This is a genomic window from Microbacterium sp. Beta (genome assembly GCF_005502545.1).
GTDB lineage: Bacteria > Actinomycetota > Actinomycetes > Actinomycetales > Microbacteriaceae > Microbacterium > Microbacterium oxydans.
Genome location: NZ_SCOG01000001.1, coordinates 67,610 through 83,622 on the forward strand (window position 1 = coordinate 67,610; position 16,013 = coordinate 83,622).

Below are 16,013 nucleotides of genomic sequence, written 5' to 3' on the forward strand. Positions count from 1 at the left end.
TCGATCCTTGCACATATGTGCAGTGGGCTTGCGCGGGATGTCACACAGGTCGATGCTGGTGGCAAGCAAGGAAGAGAGGGTCGACGATGATCGATTCGACACACTCGTCGGCGGAGCGCGCGGAGATTCGCGCTGTCCGCGAATCCGGGCGCACGAGCGTCCTCGTCATCGGCGGCGGGATCAACGGAATCTCCACGTTCCGCGACCTGGCGCTGCAGGGAGTCGACGTCGTGCTCGTCGAACGAGGGGACTTCGCCTCCGGCGCCTCCTCCGCGTCGAGCCACATGATCCACGGCGGCATCCGCTACCTCGAGAACGGCGAGTTCCGACTCGTCCGCGAATCCGTGGAGGAGCGCAACGGTCTTCTGAAGATCGCCCCTCACTACGTGAAGCCACTCGAGACGACCATCCCGATCTACTCGACCTTCTCGGGCATCCTCTCCGCGCCGTTGCGCTTCCTCACGCACAAGAGCGGCAAGCCGCAGGAGCGCGGAGCCTTCCTCATCAAGATCGGGCTGACGATCTACGACACCTTCTCGCGCGATGGTGGCACCGTTCCGCGACACCGTTTCCTCGGCCGCAAGAAGTCGCTCGCCGAGCTGCCTTCTCTCGACCCCAAGATCAAGTACACCGCGACCTACTACGACGCCTCGATGCACGACCCCGAGCGCCTGGCTCTGGACGTGCTCCAGGACGGACGATCCGCCCACCCGAGCGCGCACGCGCTGAACTACGTCGAAGCCGTCTCTCGTGACGGCGACAAGGTCGTGCTCCGCGACCGTGAGAGCGGCACGGAGTTCTCCGTGCAGGCCGATGTCGTCGTGAACGCATCGGGTCCCTGGACCGACCTCACGAATGATGCCCTCGGCACCGAGACGAGGTTCATGGGAGGAACCAAGGGCTCGCACATCGTGCTCGACCACCCCGAACTGCTCGAGGCGACCCGCGGACGCGAGATCTTCTTCGAGCACTCCGACGGTCGCATCGTCCTCATCTACCCCCTCAAGGGACGCGTTCTCGTCGGCACCACTGACATCGATGCCGATCCACGCGAAGTGGCCGTGTGCACCGAGGAGGAGGTCGACTACTTCTTCGATCTCATCCACCACGTGTTCCCCACCATTCCGGTGTCGCGCGAGCAGATCGTCTACAAGTTCTCGGGAATCCGTCCCCTGCCTCGTCACGAGGACACGGCCCCCGGGTTCGTCTCCCGCGACTACCGCGTCGAGGTCGACCAGAAGGGCGCCGTGCCGCTTGTGAGCCTCGTCGGCGGCAAGTGGACCACGTTCCGCGCACTCGGCGAGTCCCTCTCCGACACGGTGCTCGGCCTGATCGATCGCACCAGGACGGTCTCGACGGCAGGGCGCGCGATCGGCGGTGGACGCGAGTTCCCCCGCACCGAGAAGGCCAAGCGCATCTGGTTCCAGGAGAACCTTCCCGGCGCCGGCGCACGTGCCGATCAGCTGCTGGCCCGATACGGTACCCGCGCGGCACAGGTCTGGGAGTTCGTCGAGCAGGGTGCGGACGCGCCACTCGCCGGCGGTGACCTCTCCACGCGTGAACTCGAGTGGATGGTGCAGAACGAGCTGGTGACCCGCCTGGAGGATGTCATCCTGCGTCGCACCAGCATCGCGTTCACCGGCGGGGCGACCGCCGAGGTTCTTGACGAGATCGCCGATGCCCTCGCGCCGATGCTCGGCTGGGACCGAGCGCGCCACGATGCCGAGGTCGAGCAGACCCGCGAACTGTTGAACGAACGTCACGGACTCGATATCCCGTCCCGCGCCCGCGGCTGACGGGGTCTCGGACTGCCGCCCTCCTCGCGGTGCAACTCCCATAAAGTGTCGGGGCAGAGGGGCCCCGACACACAAGAAAGGTCAAAGAAGACATGGCTGATGTGAATCTCGGTCTCTACTTCCTCTCCGAACTGGTAGGAACAGCGATGCTGGTCCTGCTCGGATGTGGTGTCGTCGCCAACGTCGCGCTCGCGAAGAACAAGGGCTTCGGCGGCGGCTTCCTGATGGTCAACTGGGGATGGGGTCTGGCGGTCTTCGCCGGTGTGCTCGTCTCCGCGTACTCCGGTGCCATCCTCAACCCGGCCGTCGGCATCGGACTGCTGATCTCCGGCACGATCGACTTCCCGATGTTCCTCGTCGCCACCGCGGCGGAGCTCGTCGGTGCGATCATCGGTGCGATCGTCGTGTGGCTCGCCTACAAGCAGCACTTCGACGAGGAGCCGGAGGCCGCCAACAAGCTGGGCGTCTTCTCCACCGGCCCCGCGATCCGCTCCTACGGATGGAACCTGGTCACCGAGATCATCGGCACCTTCGTTCTGGTCTTCGTGATCCTCGCGTTCGCGGACTACGGCGACATCGAGGTGGGAACCCCCGGAGGCCTCGGACCGCTCACGGCCCTCCCCGTCGCTCTGCTCGTCGTCGCTATCGGTGCCTCGCTCGGTGGCCCGACCGGTTACGCGATCAACCCTGCCCGCGACCTCGGTCCGCGTATCGCGCACGCGATCCTCCCGATCAAGGGCAAGGGTTCCAGCGACTGGTCCTACTCCTGGGTCCCGGTGGTCGGTCCGCTGATCGGTGGCGCGATCGCCGCCGCCGCAGCGCCCGTCCTGCTGCACCTCGCCTGAACGACCTGAATTCAAAGGAGAACAACATGGCTGACTACATCCTCGCCATCGACCAGGGAACGACTTCGAGCCGCGCGATCATCTTCGACAAGAAGGGCAGCATCATCGCGACGGGCCAGAAGGAGCACGAGCAGATCCTGCCGAAGGCCGGCTGGGTCGAGCACGACGCCTCGGAGATCTGGCGCAACGTCCAGGAGGTCATCGGACTCGCCCTGAGCCGCGCCGACCTGACGCGCCACGACATCGCGGCCGTCGGCATCACCAACCAGCGCGAGACCGCGGTGGTCTGGGACAAGACCACCGGCAAGCCCGCCTACAACGCGATCGTGTGGCAGGACACCCGCACGCAGGCGATCGTCGATCGTCTCGCGGCAGACGGCGGCGTGGAGCGGTTCAAGCCCGTCGTCGGACTCCCCCTGGCGACCTACTTCTCGGGAACCAAGATCGCCTGGATCCTCGAGAATGTCGACGGCGCTCGCGAGAAGGCGGAGGCCGGCGACCTGATCTTCGGAACGACCGACAGCTGGGTCCTCTGGAACCTGACCGGCGGCGTCGACGGCGGTGTGCACGTCACGGACGTGACGAACGCGTCGCGCACGATGTTCATGGATCTCGAGACGCTCGAGTGGCGCGACGACATCCTCGAGGCGTTCGGCGTGCCGCGCTCGATGATGCCCGAGATCCGCTCCTCTTCCGAGGTCTACGGTGCGGCGGAGGACTCTTCGCTGCTTCGCGAGACCCCGATCGCCGGCATCCTGGGCGACCAGCAGGCCGCGACGTTCGGGCAGGCCGCCTTCCAGAAGGGCGAGAGCAAGAACACCTACGGCACGGGCTGCTTCCTCATCTTCAACACGGGCGAGGAGATCGTCCACTCGAAGAACGGGCTGCTCACGACCGTCGGCTACAAGCTCGGCGACCAGCCGACGCACTATGCGCTGGAGGGCTCCATCGCCGTCACCGGATCCCTGATCCAGTGGCTGCGCGACCAGCTCGGCATCATCTCCTCTGCCCCTGAGGTGGAAGAGCTGGCCGACAAGGTCGAGGACAACGGCGGCGTGTACATCGTGCCCGCCTTCTCCGGTCTGTTCGCACCGTACTGGCGTCCTGACGCCCGAGGCGCGATCGTCGGGCTCACCCGTTACGCGAACAAGAACCACATCGCTCGCGCAGCGCTCGAGGCCGTCGCCTTCCAGACGCGCGACGTGCTCGACGCCGTGAATGCGGACGCCGGTGTGGACCTCACCGAGCTCAAGGTCGACGGCGGCATGGTCGCGAATGACGCGCTCATGCAGTTCCAGGCGGATGTCCTCGGCGTGCCGGTGGTGCGTCCGGTCGTCGCGGAGACCACGGCCCTCGGTGCCGCTTATGCGGCAGGCCTCGCAGTCGGGTTCTGGAACGGGCTCGACGACCTCTCCGCCAACTGGCAGGAAGACAAGCGCTGGGAGCCGTCGATGGACGAAGCAGAGCGCGACCGTCAGCTGCGGCTGTGGCGCAAGGCCGTCACGAAGTCGATGGACTGGGTCGACGACGACGTGAAGTGATCTGACACCAAGGCGAAGCGGGTTCGGAGCTCATGCTCCGGACCCGCTTCTCCATGCGCTGTCCGAACTCTCCCAGCTCGACGTGACGGCTTCCACGACACCGAGGAACGCGCGAGCGACGTTCCTCGGTGCCGCCGTATCCCAGGCGAGATACTCGACCCGCACCGGGCCACCGCGCACTGTCGAGATGGACACGTCGAACGCGGAGCGCTGGACGGTTCCCGGCGCCAGCAAGGTCACCGCCAATCCCGCCTCCACCAAGCCGAGGATGAGGGTCGCGGAGTCGGCTTCGAAAGCCACATCGCGCGTGAGATCGGCCGCGTGGAATGCCGCGTCACTCTGGGCTCGTCCCGAAGTCGCGACGGGGAAGTCCGCGAACGTCATCCCCGCGAGGTCCTCCAGTGCGATGTCGCTCCTGTGCGCGAGCTCGTGCCCTCGAGGGAAGACGGCGACGAGCCGCTCACGAGAGAGAACACGGGACGCCACTCCCAGAGGTTCAACGCCTTCGCGCAGGCCCAGCAGGGCGACATCGAGCTCATCGTGCCGGAGCCTGCGCATCAGGACATCACTGTTCCCGACCTGCAGTTCCACCCGCACGTCCGGGTACGCCGCACGGTAGGCGACGAGCACGGCCGGCACGTCGACGGCGGTCACCGTAGGGATGACACCGACCCGAAGCGTCCCCTCGACGACACCGTCTACCGCGGCCGCATCCTCTCTGGCTCTTTCAGCAGCTCGGAGGGCAGCGCGCGCATGACCGAGGAATGCCTCGCCCGCCTCGCTCAGGCGCACCTGGCGACTGGAGCGAACGAACAAGCGCCGGCCGAGTTCGCGTTCGAGTGAGGCGACCTGATGGCTCAGCGCGGACTGCGTCACGAAGCATCGCTCGGCGGCGCGGGTGAAGCTCAGGGTGTCGGCGACTTCCACGACGTACCGCAGTTGTTGGAGTTCCACGATTCATGATCTCTCTTCATGCGTGATGGTGCAATTATGCGTTGGACTCATCGGTTCCATGGTCGCAGGCTGAAGGCATGAACCGCATGACGCTCGTGCTGACCACTGCTCTTGCTCCCGTCGCCTGGGGCACCACCTACCTCGTGACCACCGAACTGCTTCCGGCCGGGCACCCACTGTTCGCGGGTCTGCTCCGCTCACTCCCTGCGGGTCTTCTCGCAGTCGCCATCAGTCGGCGGTTTCCGTCAGGGTCGTGGTGGTGGAAGTCCTTCGCCCTCGGCGCGCTCAACATCGGCGCCTTCTTCCCTCTGCTGTTCCTGGCCGCGGAGCGGCTTCCCGGCGGCGTCGCCGCCGCCGTCGCCGGAGCGCAGCCACTCATCGTCCTGGCCCTCGGAGCGCTCGTCCTGCACGAGCGCATCCGGCCGATCACGGCCGCAGCGGCTCTCGTGGGCGCGGGAGGCGTCGCTCTGGTCGTGCTCGGCCCGGCCGCCGAACTCGATCTCTGGGGCGTTCTCGCTGCGCTCGGCGGTGTCACAGCGACGGGTGTGGGCATGATCCTCACCAAACGCTGGGGTCGCCCCGTCGGGGTGGGGCCCGTGTCCTACGCGGGCTGGCAGCTCAGCGCGGGCGGCATGCTGCTGCTACCGGTCACTCTGATGGTCGAGGGCGTGCCTCGGGAGATCGACGGCAATGCCGCTCTCGGCTACCTGTGGCTCGCCACCGCCGGGGGAATCATCGCGTACACGCTCTGGTTCCGAGGCGTCCAGGAGCTGCCGGTCGTCGCGCCGGGGCTCCTTGCACTCCTGTCCCCCATCGTCGCGACACTTCTGGGGTTGGTGGTCGCCGGCGAGCGTTTCACCGCGCCTCAGGCGATCGGATTCGTGCTCACGCTCGGCGCGCTCGCCCTGGGGCAGGTCGTCACACGTCCGAAGCCGAGCTCAGACCGACGTGCCGAGGAGGCACTCGGCGAAGCGCTCTCGGCGCCGCGCTGAGTGCACTCAGTTCTTGCCGAAGAGCTTCTGGATCTCGGCGAGGTCGGCCTCGCTCGGAGCCTGGGCAGCACCGCCGCCGATCCCGAATCCCGATCCGGTGGGCGTGGTCGTGGAGGACGCGATGCCCGCGTTCTCCGCTGCACGCTTCGCAGGGTTTCCCGAGCGGGACTTGCCGGACGAGGACTTGCTCTTCTTCCCTCGCTTGGACGACGCGCCGGGTCGTCCCATACCAGGCACGGGTCCCATGCCGGGGATGTTGGGGGTACCCCCACGAGCGACGGTCTTCATCATCTTCGCGGCCTGCTCGAAGCGCTGCACGAGCTGGTTCACATCCGTGACGGTCATGCCGGAACCGCGGGCGATACGCAGCCGACGCGAGCCGTTGAGAACCTTCGGGTTGCGTCGCTCGCCCGGAGTCATCGAGCGGATGATCGCCTCGGTGCGGTCGATCTCGCGCTCGTCGAAGTCGTCGAGCTGCTGCTTCATCTGCCCCATGCCCGGGAGCATCCCGAGCATCTTCTTCATGGAGCCCATCTTCTTCATCTGCTGAAGCTGCTCGAGGAAGTCCTCGAGGGTGAAGGCCTCGGTTGCGAGCTTCTCGGCCATCTTCATGGCCTCTTCCTCATCGAAGGCCTGCTGGGCCTGCTCGATGAGGGTCAGGATGTCGCCGAGGTCGAGGATGCGGCTCGCCATGCGGTCGGGGTGGAACGGTTCGAGGTCCTCGAGACGCTCACCGGTCGAGGCGAAGATGATCGGGCGTCCGGTCACGGAGGCCACCGAGAGCGCAGCGCCACCACGGGCGTCACCATCGAGCTTCGACAGGACGACGCCGGTGAAATCGACACCCTCCTGGAAGGCCTTGGCGGTGTTCACCGCATCCTGACCGATCATCGCGTCGATGACGAACAGCACTTCGTCGGGGCTCACGGCCTTGCGGATGTCCGCAGCCTGCTTCATGAGCTCGGCATCGACGCCGAGGCGTCCGGCGGTGTCGATGATGACGACGTCGTGCTGCTGACGACGGGCATACTCGACACCGTCGCGCGACACCTTCACCGGGTCGCCGACGCCGTTGCCGGGCCCCGGAGCGAACACGGTCGCGCCCGCCTGCTCCGCTACCACCTGCAGCTGGTTGACGGCATTCGGACGCTGGAGGTCTGCGGCCACGAGCAGAGGCGTGTGCCCCTCGCCCTCGAGCTGCTTGGCCAGCTTGCCGGCGAAGGTCGTCTTACCCGAGCCCTGGAGTCCCGCGAGCATGATCACGGTCGGTGCCGTCTTCGCGAACTGCAGGCGGCGCTGTTCGCCGCCGAGGATCTGCACGAGCTCCTCGTTGACGATCTGCACCACCTGCTGCGCCGGGTTCAGCGCCTTGTTGACCTCGTCGCCGAGGGCACGCTCGCGCACCTTCGCCGTGAAGTCCTTGACCACCACGAGCGCGACGTCGGCGTCGAGCAGAGCGCGACGGATCTCGCGCACGGTGCCGTCGACATCGGCGGCGGTGAGCTTTCCCTTCGTGCGCAGATTGCGGAAGGTGTCGGTGAGCCGATCGGAGAGCGTGCCAAAGGTAGCCATGGTGCCTACGATTCTACGCGAGTGAAGCGGCGCCGCTCAGCGCCGTGCGGGCTCAGGACCAGGGCAGGTCGTGAATCATCGCCAGCGCTTCCCGCAACACGGTCTCCGGCGTTCCGCGCCCCGCGCCCTGCTCTGCCCACACGCGCAGCGACGAGAGCACCGCAGCCGCGTGCGCCGCCCCGAGGATGTCGGCCCGGATCACGTCCACGCCCGCCGAGGACGCCGCGAGCGACACGGCAGCGGACAAGCGTGCCATTCGCAGGCCGGTGTCGCGCACGAGCTCGTCCTCCAACCCCATCGCCCCCGCGTTGCGAAGGGCGAGAGCAAGCGGATCCGGTGCGAAGTCGTGGACGACCCGCAGCAGGATCTCCCGCACCGACTCCCCCGTCGCGACCCGGCCCAGGCCCCGGAGAGACTCGACAGCCTCACCGACCCGTTCGTCGATTCCTGACCACAGCACGTCGCTCTTCGAAGCGAAGTAGTTGAAGAAACTCGAACGGCTCACCCCGGCGCGCTGCGTGATCTCCGCCACCGAAGTGGCAGCGTAACCGCGTTCCAAGAAGAGCTCGCACGCAGCCTCGGCGAGCGTCTCCCGTGACGATGCCTTCGGGCGCCCGGCTTTCCCCGTCGAACTCATGCACTCACGCTACCGCGCGGCGCGGATCGAGAACGCCGTCCTCGACCCGAAGGAGTATTGTTGCTCTCAGTCCATTTACACCGAAGGCGGTTCTGTGATGCTCGAAATCCTCACGCCCGGGTTCGTTCCTACGCCGGTGCCGTACCTCGACGGGTGGGAGCTTCAGCGCCGAGTCCATGCCGACGTGGTCGCAGGCACTCGGCAGGACACCCTCATCCTGCTCGAGCACGAAGCCGTGTACACGGCGGGCAAGCGCACGGAACCGCATGAGCGTCCGCAGGACGGCACGCCGGTGATCGACGTCGATCGCGGCGGCAAGATCACCTGGCACGGCCCAGGACAGCTGGTCGGCTATCCGATCGTCCGCCTCGGCGAGCCCATCGACGTGGTCGCCCACGTACGTCGACTGGAGCGTCTGCTCATCGAGGTGCTGCGCCCGCTCGGAGTCGACGGCTATCAGGTGGAGGGCCGCAGCGGCGTCTGGGTGCGCCGCCCGCTCTCCGAGGACAAGGTAGCCGCGATCGGGGTACGGGTGCAGCAAGGAGTCACGATGCACGGCTTCGCCATCAACTGCGACAACTCCCTGGCCGGTTTCCGCGGCATCATCCCGTGCGGCATCACCGACGCGGGTGTCACGACCGTGAGCGAGGTCACGGGATCCTCCGTCTCGCCCCGTGACCTCGTCGATGCCGTGACCCGTGCGTTTCTCGCCGAATACTCGACCCCCGAACTGTCAGGAGCCCACGCATGACCGCCGCACCCGAGGGCCGGAAGCTCCTCCGCCTGGAGATCCGCAACGCCGAGACACCGATCGAGCGCAAGCCCGAGTGGATCAAGACCAAGGCGAAGATGGGTCCGGAGTACACGGCGTTGCACTCGCTCGTGAAGAGCGAAGACCTGCACACCGTGTGCCAGGAGGCCGGCTGTCCGAACATCTACGAGTGCTGGGAGGATCGCGAAGCGACGTTCCTCATCGGCGGGTCGCAATGCACGCGTCGCTGCGACTTCTGCCAGATCGACACCGGCAAGCCGGCTGACTACGACACCGACGAGCCCCGCCGCGTCGCCGAGAGTGTGCAGCGGATGAACCTCCGATACGCGACCGTGACCAGCGTGGCCCGTGACGACCTGCCCGACACGGGTGCCTGGCTCAACGCGGAGACCGTCAGGAAGATCCACGAGCTCAACCCGAACACCGGGGTGGAGCTGCTCGCGAACGAGCACAACGCCGATCCGGCTTTCCTCAACCAGATCTTCGACGCCCGACCAGAGGTGTTCGCGCACAACGTGGAGACCGTTCCCCGCATCTTCAAGCGCATCCGACCCGCTTTCCGCTACGAGCGCTCGCTGAACGTGCTCACTCAAGCCCGCGACGCCGGGCTCATCACGAAGTCCAACCTCATCCTGGGCATGGGCGAGGAGCCGGAGGAGGTCGTGCAGGCGCTCAACGATCTGCACGATGCCGGCTGCGACATCATCACGATCACGCAGTATCTCCGCCCGACACCGCGGCACCACCCGGTCTCTCGTTGGGTGAAGCCCGCGGAGTTCGTGGAGTTCAAGGAGGAAGCCGAGCGCATCGGTTTCCTCGGCGTCCTCGCCGGTCCGCTCGTGCGCTCCTCCTACCGGGCGGGGCGCCTGTGGGCGCAGTCGATGACGTCCAAGGGCCGCGAGATCCCCGCGCACCTCTCCCACATCGCAGCGAGCGCCGATCTCGGATTCGCCCAGGCCGTCTGACCTCGTCGCTGCCCGGGGTAGCCGCTCGTGCGGCTAGTCCGCGCTCATCACCGACTGCACGCTGCCGTCCGAGCCGAGGTTGACGAGCAGGACGTCATCTGACGAGCTGTCGTCGAGCGCGTACTCGAGCACCGCGAACGGTTCCGAGCCCCCATGCTCGTCGGCGAGGATCGTCATGCTCATGAGCCGGAGCGAGCGGATGATGTCGACGGCGGCGTCTCCCGACACGTCGACGAGCACGTCGGGCAGGTCATCGCCGTACGCCTCCTGCTGCTGAAGGATGTACTCGGTGACCTCGCTGGTGCGGTCGTCCACCTCTGCGAGCATGCCTCGACGCGCCGTGTCGTCGACGCTCTCCAGGCCCGCGATGAGCGAGGCGGCGATATCGAGCGCATCGGACGAGACGTCGTCCTGGTCCGGAGCGGTCAGGTCCACGGTCACACTCTGATCACCGAGCTCCACGGTCTCCGACCAGAAGATCGATCCGTCCGGGCCCGAGGACAGGAGTCCGAAGTAGTCGTGTTCGATCGCCATAACGCTATGAAACCAGCCTCGTGCTCACTGCGGTAGTCCCGTCGTCAACCGACCAGCGACTGGACGAAGACATGAGGGGTGAAACCGGTGAGGTCATCGATCCCCTCGCCCTGTCCGAGCAGCTTGACCGGGATGCCCGTGCGCTCCTGCACGGCCAGCACGAAGCCCCCCTTGGCCGACCCGTCCAGCTTGGTGAGGACGAGTCCGGTGACGCCGGCGTGTTCGAGGAATGCCTCCGCCTGCATCACGCCGTTCTGTCCGGTGGTGGCGTCGAGCACGAGCAGCACCTCGCTGATGGGCGCCTGCTTCTCGATCACGCGCCGGACCTTCGAGAGCTCGTCCATGAGGCCGCCCTTCGTGTGCAGGCGGCCCGCCGTGTCGATGATCGCGATCTCGATGCCTTCGCGCTTCGCATACTCGACCGTCTGAAATGCCACTGAGGCAGGGTCCTGACCCTCCTGCTGCGGACGGACGATCGCCGCCCCACCGCGCTGCGCCCAGGTCGCGAGCTGATCGACCGCTGCTGCGCGGAACGTGTCGGCGGCACCGACCACCACACTGCGCTGGTATCCCCGGAGGAACTTGGTGAACTTCCCGATGGTTGTGGTCTTGCCGACGCCGTTGACGCCGACGACGAGGACCACAGCGGGACGCTCGGTGAGCTTCAGCGTCGTGTCGAACTTCGCGAAGTGCTCTTCGAGCGTCTCCCGCAACATGCGCTGGAGGTCTTTGGGGTCGGTCGTCCGGTAACGGTCTACCTTCTGGCGCAGCTCGTCGACGACGCGCTCGCTGATGTCAGGGCCGAAATCAGCCGTGATGAGCGCTGTCTCGAGATCCTCCCAGGTCGTCTCATCGATGGTGGGCTTGACGAACATGCCGCGCAGTGCACGACCAAGAGACCAGGACTTCTCCGCCATCCCACCAGCCTACGGGGTGCTCAGCGGATGGAAGGCGTGCGCGCCGATGGTCTCGGTCAGACCGCGGCCGCAGCTCGGTCGCCGACCCGCTGTCCTACGACCGCCGAGACGCCGTCCTGCCTCATCGAGACGCCGTACAGCGCATCGGCGATCTCCATCGTGCGCTTCTGATGCGTGATGACGAGGAGTTGCGAACTCTCCCGCAGCTGCTCGAACACGGTCAGCAGACGACCGAGGTTCGCGTCGTCCAGAGCTGCCTCCACCTCGTCGAGGATGTAGAACGGGCTCGGCCGAGCCTTGAAGATCGCGACCAGCAGAGCCACAGCCGCGAGCGACCTCTCGCCACCCGACAGCAGCGACAGGCGCTCGATCTTCTTTCCCACAGGACGGACCGACACCTCGATGCCGGTGGTCAGCATGTTGTCGGGATCTGTGAGCGAGATGCTGCCCGTTCCCCCCGGGAACAGCAGCGGGAACACCTGGCCGAAGGCCTCCTTCGTGTCCTCGAAGGCGCTCGCGAAGATGGTCTGCATCCGCTCGTCGAGGTCGGCGATGATCGTCAGCAGGTCCTGTCGCGTCTGAGTGAGGTCGGCCAGCTGCTCGGTGAGGAAGGCGTGGCGCTGCTCCAGCGCGGCGAACTCCTCGAGGGCCAGCGGGTTGACGCGTCCGAGCTGCGCCAGCTTGCGCTCCGCCTCTGCGAGACGGCGCTGCTGGATGCGGCGATCGAAAGGAATCGCCGCGGCGCCGTCTCCGGCGTCTCGGTCCGCCGCTGTCGTCGTGGTGGGATCGCGCGGGACGAGCTGGTCAGGACCATATTCCGCGATGAGAATATCTTCCTCCAGGGCCAGTTCAGAGGAGACCCGCTCCAGCAGGCTGTTCAGGTGCAGCTTCTTCTCGTGTATCTGCAGCTCGAGCCCGTGCACGCTCTCCGTGAGCCCGGTCAGACGTTCGCGCAGCGATGCCTCCTGAGCCCTGAGACCGACGAGTTCCTGGTTCTGGGCCGACCGAGCGGCCTCGGCCTCTTTGAGCGCGAGGCGTGCCTCGGTTACGGAACGATCGAGCGAATCGAGGATGCGCGGCAACTCGTCCGCAACGCCTGAGGCCGACTCCCGCTGCGCGCGGCGGATGACCGCGCGTCGGGCCGCCTCAGCCGCAGCGTCACGTTCCTGCTCGCGCTGCCGTTCCAGGCTCGCGACCCGGGACTGCGCGGCGCGGACGCGCTCGCGCAGGGTCTCGATCTCGAGTCGAGCCCGCACCTCGCCCTCACGTGCCAGCTCGAGAGCTTCGAGGAGCCCGTCCCGTGCGGATGCATCCAGAACCGGCCGCGGCGCTGCGATCGCTTCGTCCAATGCCGCTTTCGCCGCCTCCGCCTTCTCCTCCGCCTCGGAGACGGTGGACTGCGCCTGCGCGAGCCCGGTCTCCAGCCTCTCGCACTCCGCGACGGCGGATTCGTGTCGCACGGTGATCCGGTTGACCTGCTCCGCGTGCGTGGCGAGGGCAGCGTCGTGTTCGCGGAGCGCTCGAAGAGCCTCCTTGGCCTGCCGTCTCGTGGTCTCGACCGCCTCGTCGGCATCCCGACGCGCTTCACGGAGCGAGTCCGCCACGATCCGGATCTCCGCCAAGCGTTCGGCTGCGGCATCGCGTTCAGCCGCGAGCTCGAGACGCGAGCGCTCACCGCCCGAGCCGGTGCGAAGGGTCTGAGCCGTGATCACGTCTCCGCCGAGGGTGACGATGGTGGTCCCGGTGTCCCCCTTCGCATCGAGTGCAGACCGCGCCGCTCTGGCCGAGTCGAGGTCATCCGCTATCAGCACATGCGACAGGATGCCCAGCACTCCCTCGGGGGCGGTAACGACGTCGACGGCGGGCACGACGCCTGCCAGGGACGGCAACGCCGCGTGCGGTCGCGGCGAGTCGGCGATGACGAAGTCCACCACTCCCCTGCGCTGTTGCGCCGATTCGACGGCCATCGCGAAGGCGTCAGACGCCGTGTCGATGAGCACGCCCTCCGCAAGCGGCCCGAGGACCGCGGACACCGCCGCCTCATAGCCGGCACGTACCTGCACGGCATCGCCGACCAGGCCGCGGACGCCACGTCCTCCGGCGCTGACGATCTCCGCCGCACCGCCGGAGAGCGCCAGAGCGCTGCTCAGCGCGGATGTCTTGGCGGTCAAGGAGTCGACTTCACGCTCAGCCGAGTGCAGACGCTCCCGGAGCGACTCGCGCTCGGTCTCCGCCGCCGTGGCGGCCCGCTGCGCGCTCTCGTATGCCGCCGCATGCTCGACGGCCGTACCCTCCGGTGCCTCGGCGTCGTCGATGGACTCCAGTGCCTCAGCCGCTTCCCGCCGACGAGCGTTCGCGGCCTCGAGGGCGTTCTCCTGGCGGAGAACCGCCCCTCGGACCGCGGCGAGAGCTGACGCCGCAGCCTCGGCGGATCCCCGCAAGGCAGACAGTCGCATGTCGTACTGGGAGACGAGCGCGCTCTGCTCGGCGATGTCGACATCGAGGGTGTCGAGTTCCGCGCGCGCGTGCACGACCTCTCGGCTCGCGGCGGCTGCCGCGTCCTGCGCGTCACCCAGTCCCGCAGAGATCGTGTCGATCTCTTCTCTCGCCTCGTCGATCGTGGCCTGTGTCACGGTGATCGCGGTGACCGCGGCATCGTCGTCGTCCGTGCCGAGCAGCGCGAGGCGCTGATTCGCGAGCGTGTAGAGCCCGCGCATCCGCTCCTGCACCTGCTCGAGACCGAACGCCACGCTGCGCGCCTCGTCCACGGCGACGGAATTCTGATCCTGTTCGAGCCGCGCGATGCTCGCGCGAACCGTCTCCGCCTGGTCGGACAGAACGAGACGCTCGGTGTGGCGCTCGTGCTCGGTCCGAGTGTGGTCAGCGAGAGCGGCACGCAGAGAAACCACGTCGTCCGCGAAGAGGCGCGCCTTGGCATCACGCACCACGGCGGCGATGGTCTGCGCCTCGCGCGCGATCTCGGCCTGTCTTCCCAGAGGCTTGAGCTGCCGCCGGATCTCGCCCGCGAGATCGCTCAATCGGGTGAGATTCGTCTCCATCGCATCGAGCTTGCGGAGCGTCTTCTCCTTGCGACGTCGATGCTTGAGGATTCCCGCCGCTTCCTCGATGAATCCTCGGCGGTCCTCGGGCGACGCCTGCAGCACGGTGTCGAGACGTCCCTGGCCGACGATGACGTGCATCTCGCGTCCGAGTCCCGAGTCGCTCAGAAGCTCTTGAACGTCGAGGAGACGACAGCCCTCGCCATTGATGGCGTACTCGCTCGAACCGTTGCGGAACAGGGTGCGACTGATCGTCACCTCTGCGAACTCGATCGGCAGCGCCCCATCGGAGTTGTCGATCGTCAGCTGCACCTCGGCCCGACCGAGAGGACCGCGTGTCGACGTGCCGGCGAAGATGACGTCTTCCATCTTCCCGCCGCGGAGAGTCTTCGCACCCTGTTCGCCCATCACCCAGGCGAGCGCGTCGACGACGTTCGACTTTCCGGAACCGTTCGGCCCGACGATGCAGGTGACCCCGGGCTCGAAGACGAAGCTCGTCGGTTGCGCGAACGACTTGAACCCTTTGAGCGTCAGGCTCTTCAGATGCATACGGGCACCGCTCGTCCGGGGAGAATCACGCGGCTACGCTACCGGAATTCCGGGCCTGGAGCCTCATCCCGCGCGGGTCGACGGCGAACTCGAGAGGCCGGCGACACGCCGAGCGGAACAGTATGTGCTTGACGTGGCTCTCGCGGGTTCGCTACGGTGGCCTCCGGATCGCCACACGAAAGGAGGTTACCGATGATTACGACTCAGCTCAACGCACAGGCCACTGGCCTCGCCGCGCCCGCGCACTTTGCGCCGCGCCCTGCGTTCTCGGTAACCGCCGGCGTCCGCATGAGCGCTCTCTCGTAGAACCGCAACCCGACTCTCCAGACCTCCCGTAGGTCCAGTCCGGCCGTTTCTCTCGCGCCCCCTCCGAGATCTGCCCCGCAGATCTCGGCACTTCCCGCATCCGCTGACCGCCTCTTCGGCCTCCGTCGACGCCTGCTCTCCCGCACCGTTCGCAGCTGCATCCGCAGCCGACGTGCGGTGCTTCCGCACCCATCATCACCATCACTTCCGAAGGAACCACCGTGAACACCACGTTGCACCGCAGCGATATCCACCCGCCCGATATCGAGGACCACGAGGTCCTCCAGATTCCCCGCCCCGATGAACTGCGTCGCCTTTCGATGGCAGATCGTCTCTCCCTCAGGATCGGCCTCTGGCTCTTCCAGAGGGCACAGCGTCCGCGGCACGCCCGTCGCGGCCTGCGCATCGATCCGGCCGACCTGTTCCTCCTCGGCGAGCAGCGTCATCGCTCCGCCGCCGAGTCGTACGCCCTGCTCACGTACGACATGCAGCGCGGCATGCGCTGAGGCCGTCGAGTCCATGACGGGCATCTCTGCGACGGCGCCCGCTCGCCTCACCCGCGAGCGGGCGCCGT

The 16,013-nt window shown here is 67.0% G+C and carries 13 protein-coding genes; 7 read left to right on the plus strand and 6 right to left on the minus strand.

Annotated features, from left to right (window positions below; translation table 11 throughout):
* Nucleotides 1-86 precede the first annotated feature (86 nt).
* From FFS56_RS00400 to glpK, 3 genes are all read left to right on the plus strand, one after another.
* Nucleotides 87-1,796: a glycerol-3-phosphate dehydrogenase/oxidase gene (locus tag FFS56_RS00400; protein WP_061017655.1), complete on the plus strand. Its 1,710-nt coding sequence runs from the start codon at nucleotides 87-89 to the stop codon at nucleotides 1,794-1,796.
* 92 nt (nucleotides 1,797-1,888) lie between these two features.
* The gene (locus FFS56_RS00405) at nucleotides 1,889-2,641 is read left to right on the plus strand and encodes an MIP/aquaporin family protein (protein ID WP_028501983.1); all 753 of its coding nucleotides are present in this window, start codon (nucleotides 1,889-1,891) and stop codon (nucleotides 2,639-2,641) included.
* A 26-nt stretch (nucleotides 2,642-2,667) separates the two neighbouring features.
* Complete coding sequence (glpK, locus tag FFS56_RS00410) at nucleotides 2,668-4,182, plus strand: glycerol kinase GlpK (protein WP_058630604.1); 1,515 nt, start codon at nucleotides 2,668-2,670, stop codon at nucleotides 4,180-4,182.
* 30 nt (nucleotides 4,183-4,212) lie between these two features.
* Here the strand turns inward: glpK and FFS56_RS00415 are convergent, their stop codons facing one another.
* The gene (locus FFS56_RS00415; protein WP_127012227.1) at nucleotides 4,213-5,136 is read right to left on the minus strand and encodes a LysR family transcriptional regulator; all 924 of its coding nucleotides are present in this window, start codon (nucleotides 5,134-5,136) and stop codon (nucleotides 4,213-4,215) included.
* A gap of 77 nt (nucleotides 5,137-5,213) precedes the next feature.
* On the opposite strand from FFS56_RS00415, the gene FFS56_RS00420 reads away from it, so the two are divergent.
* Entirely contained in the window at nucleotides 5,214-6,128 is a 915-nt protein-coding gene (locus tag FFS56_RS00420; protein ID WP_127012228.1) for an EamA family transporter, read from the plus strand.
* 6 nt (nucleotides 6,129-6,134) lie between these two features.
* Here the strand turns inward: FFS56_RS00420 and ffh are convergent, their stop codons facing one another.
* Both ffh and FFS56_RS00430 read right to left on the minus strand, forming a co-directional pair.
* Nucleotides 6,135-7,700, minus strand: a complete 1,566-nt coding sequence (gene ffh / locus FFS56_RS00425) for a signal recognition particle protein (protein ID WP_127012229.1) — start codon at nucleotides 7,698-7,700, stop codon at nucleotides 6,135-6,137.
* 52 nt (nucleotides 7,701-7,752) lie between these two features.
* Nucleotides 7,753-8,337, minus strand: coding sequence for a TetR/AcrR family transcriptional regulator (locus FFS56_RS00430; protein WP_127012230.1), 585 nt, complete (start codon nucleotides 8,335-8,337; stop codon nucleotides 7,753-7,755).
* A 97-nt stretch (nucleotides 8,338-8,434) separates the two neighbouring features.
* Here FFS56_RS00430 and lipB point away from each other — a divergent pair, with 97 nt between their 5' ends.
* Nucleotides 8,435-9,088 (plus strand): lipoyl(octanoyl) transferase LipB, encoded by a 654-nt coding sequence (gene lipB / locus FFS56_RS00435; RefSeq protein WP_058630672.1) that lies wholly within the window; start codon nucleotides 8,435-8,437, stop codon nucleotides 9,086-9,088.
* Complete coding sequence (gene lipA, locus FFS56_RS00440) at nucleotides 9,085-10,074, plus strand: lipoyl synthase (protein WP_046747083.1); 990 nt, start codon at nucleotides 9,085-9,087, stop codon at nucleotides 10,072-10,074. The genes lipB and lipA overlap by 4 nt, the downstream gene beginning before the upstream one ends.
* A 33-nt stretch (nucleotides 10,075-10,107) precedes the next feature.
* On the opposite strand, the gene FFS56_RS00445 is transcribed toward lipA, so the two are convergent.
* From FFS56_RS00445 to smc, 3 genes are read right to left on the minus strand one after another with little or no spacing between them, the layout of a single operon-like run.
* Nucleotides 10,108-10,608, minus strand: coding sequence for a DUF2004 domain-containing protein (locus tag FFS56_RS00445; RefSeq protein WP_046748457.1), 501 nt, complete (start codon nucleotides 10,606-10,608; stop codon nucleotides 10,108-10,110).
* Between the two features lie 44 nt (nucleotides 10,609-10,652).
* Nucleotides 10,653-11,525: a signal recognition particle-docking protein FtsY gene (gene ftsY, locus FFS56_RS00450; RefSeq protein WP_045265192.1), complete on the minus strand. Its 873-nt coding sequence runs from the start codon at nucleotides 11,523-11,525 to the stop codon at nucleotides 10,653-10,655.
* Between the two features lie 56 nt (nucleotides 11,526-11,581).
* Nucleotides 11,582-15,133: a chromosome segregation protein SMC gene (gene smc, locus FFS56_RS00455; protein WP_127012231.1), complete on the minus strand. Its 3,552-nt coding sequence runs from the start codon at nucleotides 15,131-15,133 to the stop codon at nucleotides 11,582-11,584.
* A 527-nt stretch (nucleotides 15,134-15,660) separates the two neighbouring features.
* Between smc and FFS56_RS00460 the strand changes: the two genes are divergently transcribed.
* Entirely contained in the window at nucleotides 15,661-15,945 is a 285-nt protein-coding gene (locus FFS56_RS00460; protein ID WP_046748455.1) for a hypothetical protein, read from the plus strand.
* The last annotated feature ends 68 nt before the right edge of the window (nucleotides 15,946-16,013 follow it).

Excerpts from the sequence above, each read along its gene's own strand:
- FFS56_RS00445 (WP_046748457.1), bottom strand. The coding sequence starts at position 10,608 with ATGGCGATCGAACACGACTACTTCGGACTCCTGTCCTCGGGCCCGGAC.
- lipA (WP_046747083.1), top strand. The coding sequence starts at position 9,085 with ATGACCGCCGCACCCGAGGGCCGGAAGCTCCTCCGCCTGGAGATCCGC.
- glpK (WP_058630604.1), top strand. The coding sequence starts at position 2,668 with ATGGCTGACTACATCCTCGCCATCGACCAGGGAACGACTTCGAGCCGC.
- FFS56_RS00420 (WP_127012228.1), top strand. The coding sequence starts at position 5,214 with ATGAACCGCATGACGCTCGTGCTGACCACTGCTCTTGCTCCCGTCGCC.
- ffh (WP_127012229.1), bottom strand. The coding sequence starts at position 7,700 with ATGGCTACCTTTGGCACGCTCTCCGATCGGCTCACCGACACCTTCCGC.
- FFS56_RS00430 (WP_127012230.1), bottom strand. The coding sequence starts at position 8,337 with ATGAGTTCGACGGGGAAAGCCGGGCGCCCGAAGGCATCGTCACGGGAG.
- FFS56_RS00400 (WP_061017655.1), top strand. The coding sequence starts at position 87 with ATGATCGATTCGACACACTCGTCGGCGGAGCGCGCGGAGATTCGCGCT.
- ftsY (WP_045265192.1), bottom strand. The coding sequence starts at position 11,525 with ATGGCGGAGAAGTCCTGGTCTCTTGGTCGTGCACTGCGCGGCATGTTC.
- lipB (WP_058630672.1), top strand. The coding sequence starts at position 8,435 with ATGCTCGAAATCCTCACGCCCGGGTTCGTTCCTACGCCGGTGCCGTAC.
- smc (WP_127012231.1), bottom strand. The coding sequence starts at position 15,133 with ATGCATCTGAAGAGCCTGACGCTCAAAGGGTTCAAGTCGTTCGCGCAA.
- FFS56_RS00405 (WP_028501983.1), top strand. The coding sequence starts at position 1,889 with ATGGCTGATGTGAATCTCGGTCTCTACTTCCTCTCCGAACTGGTAGGA.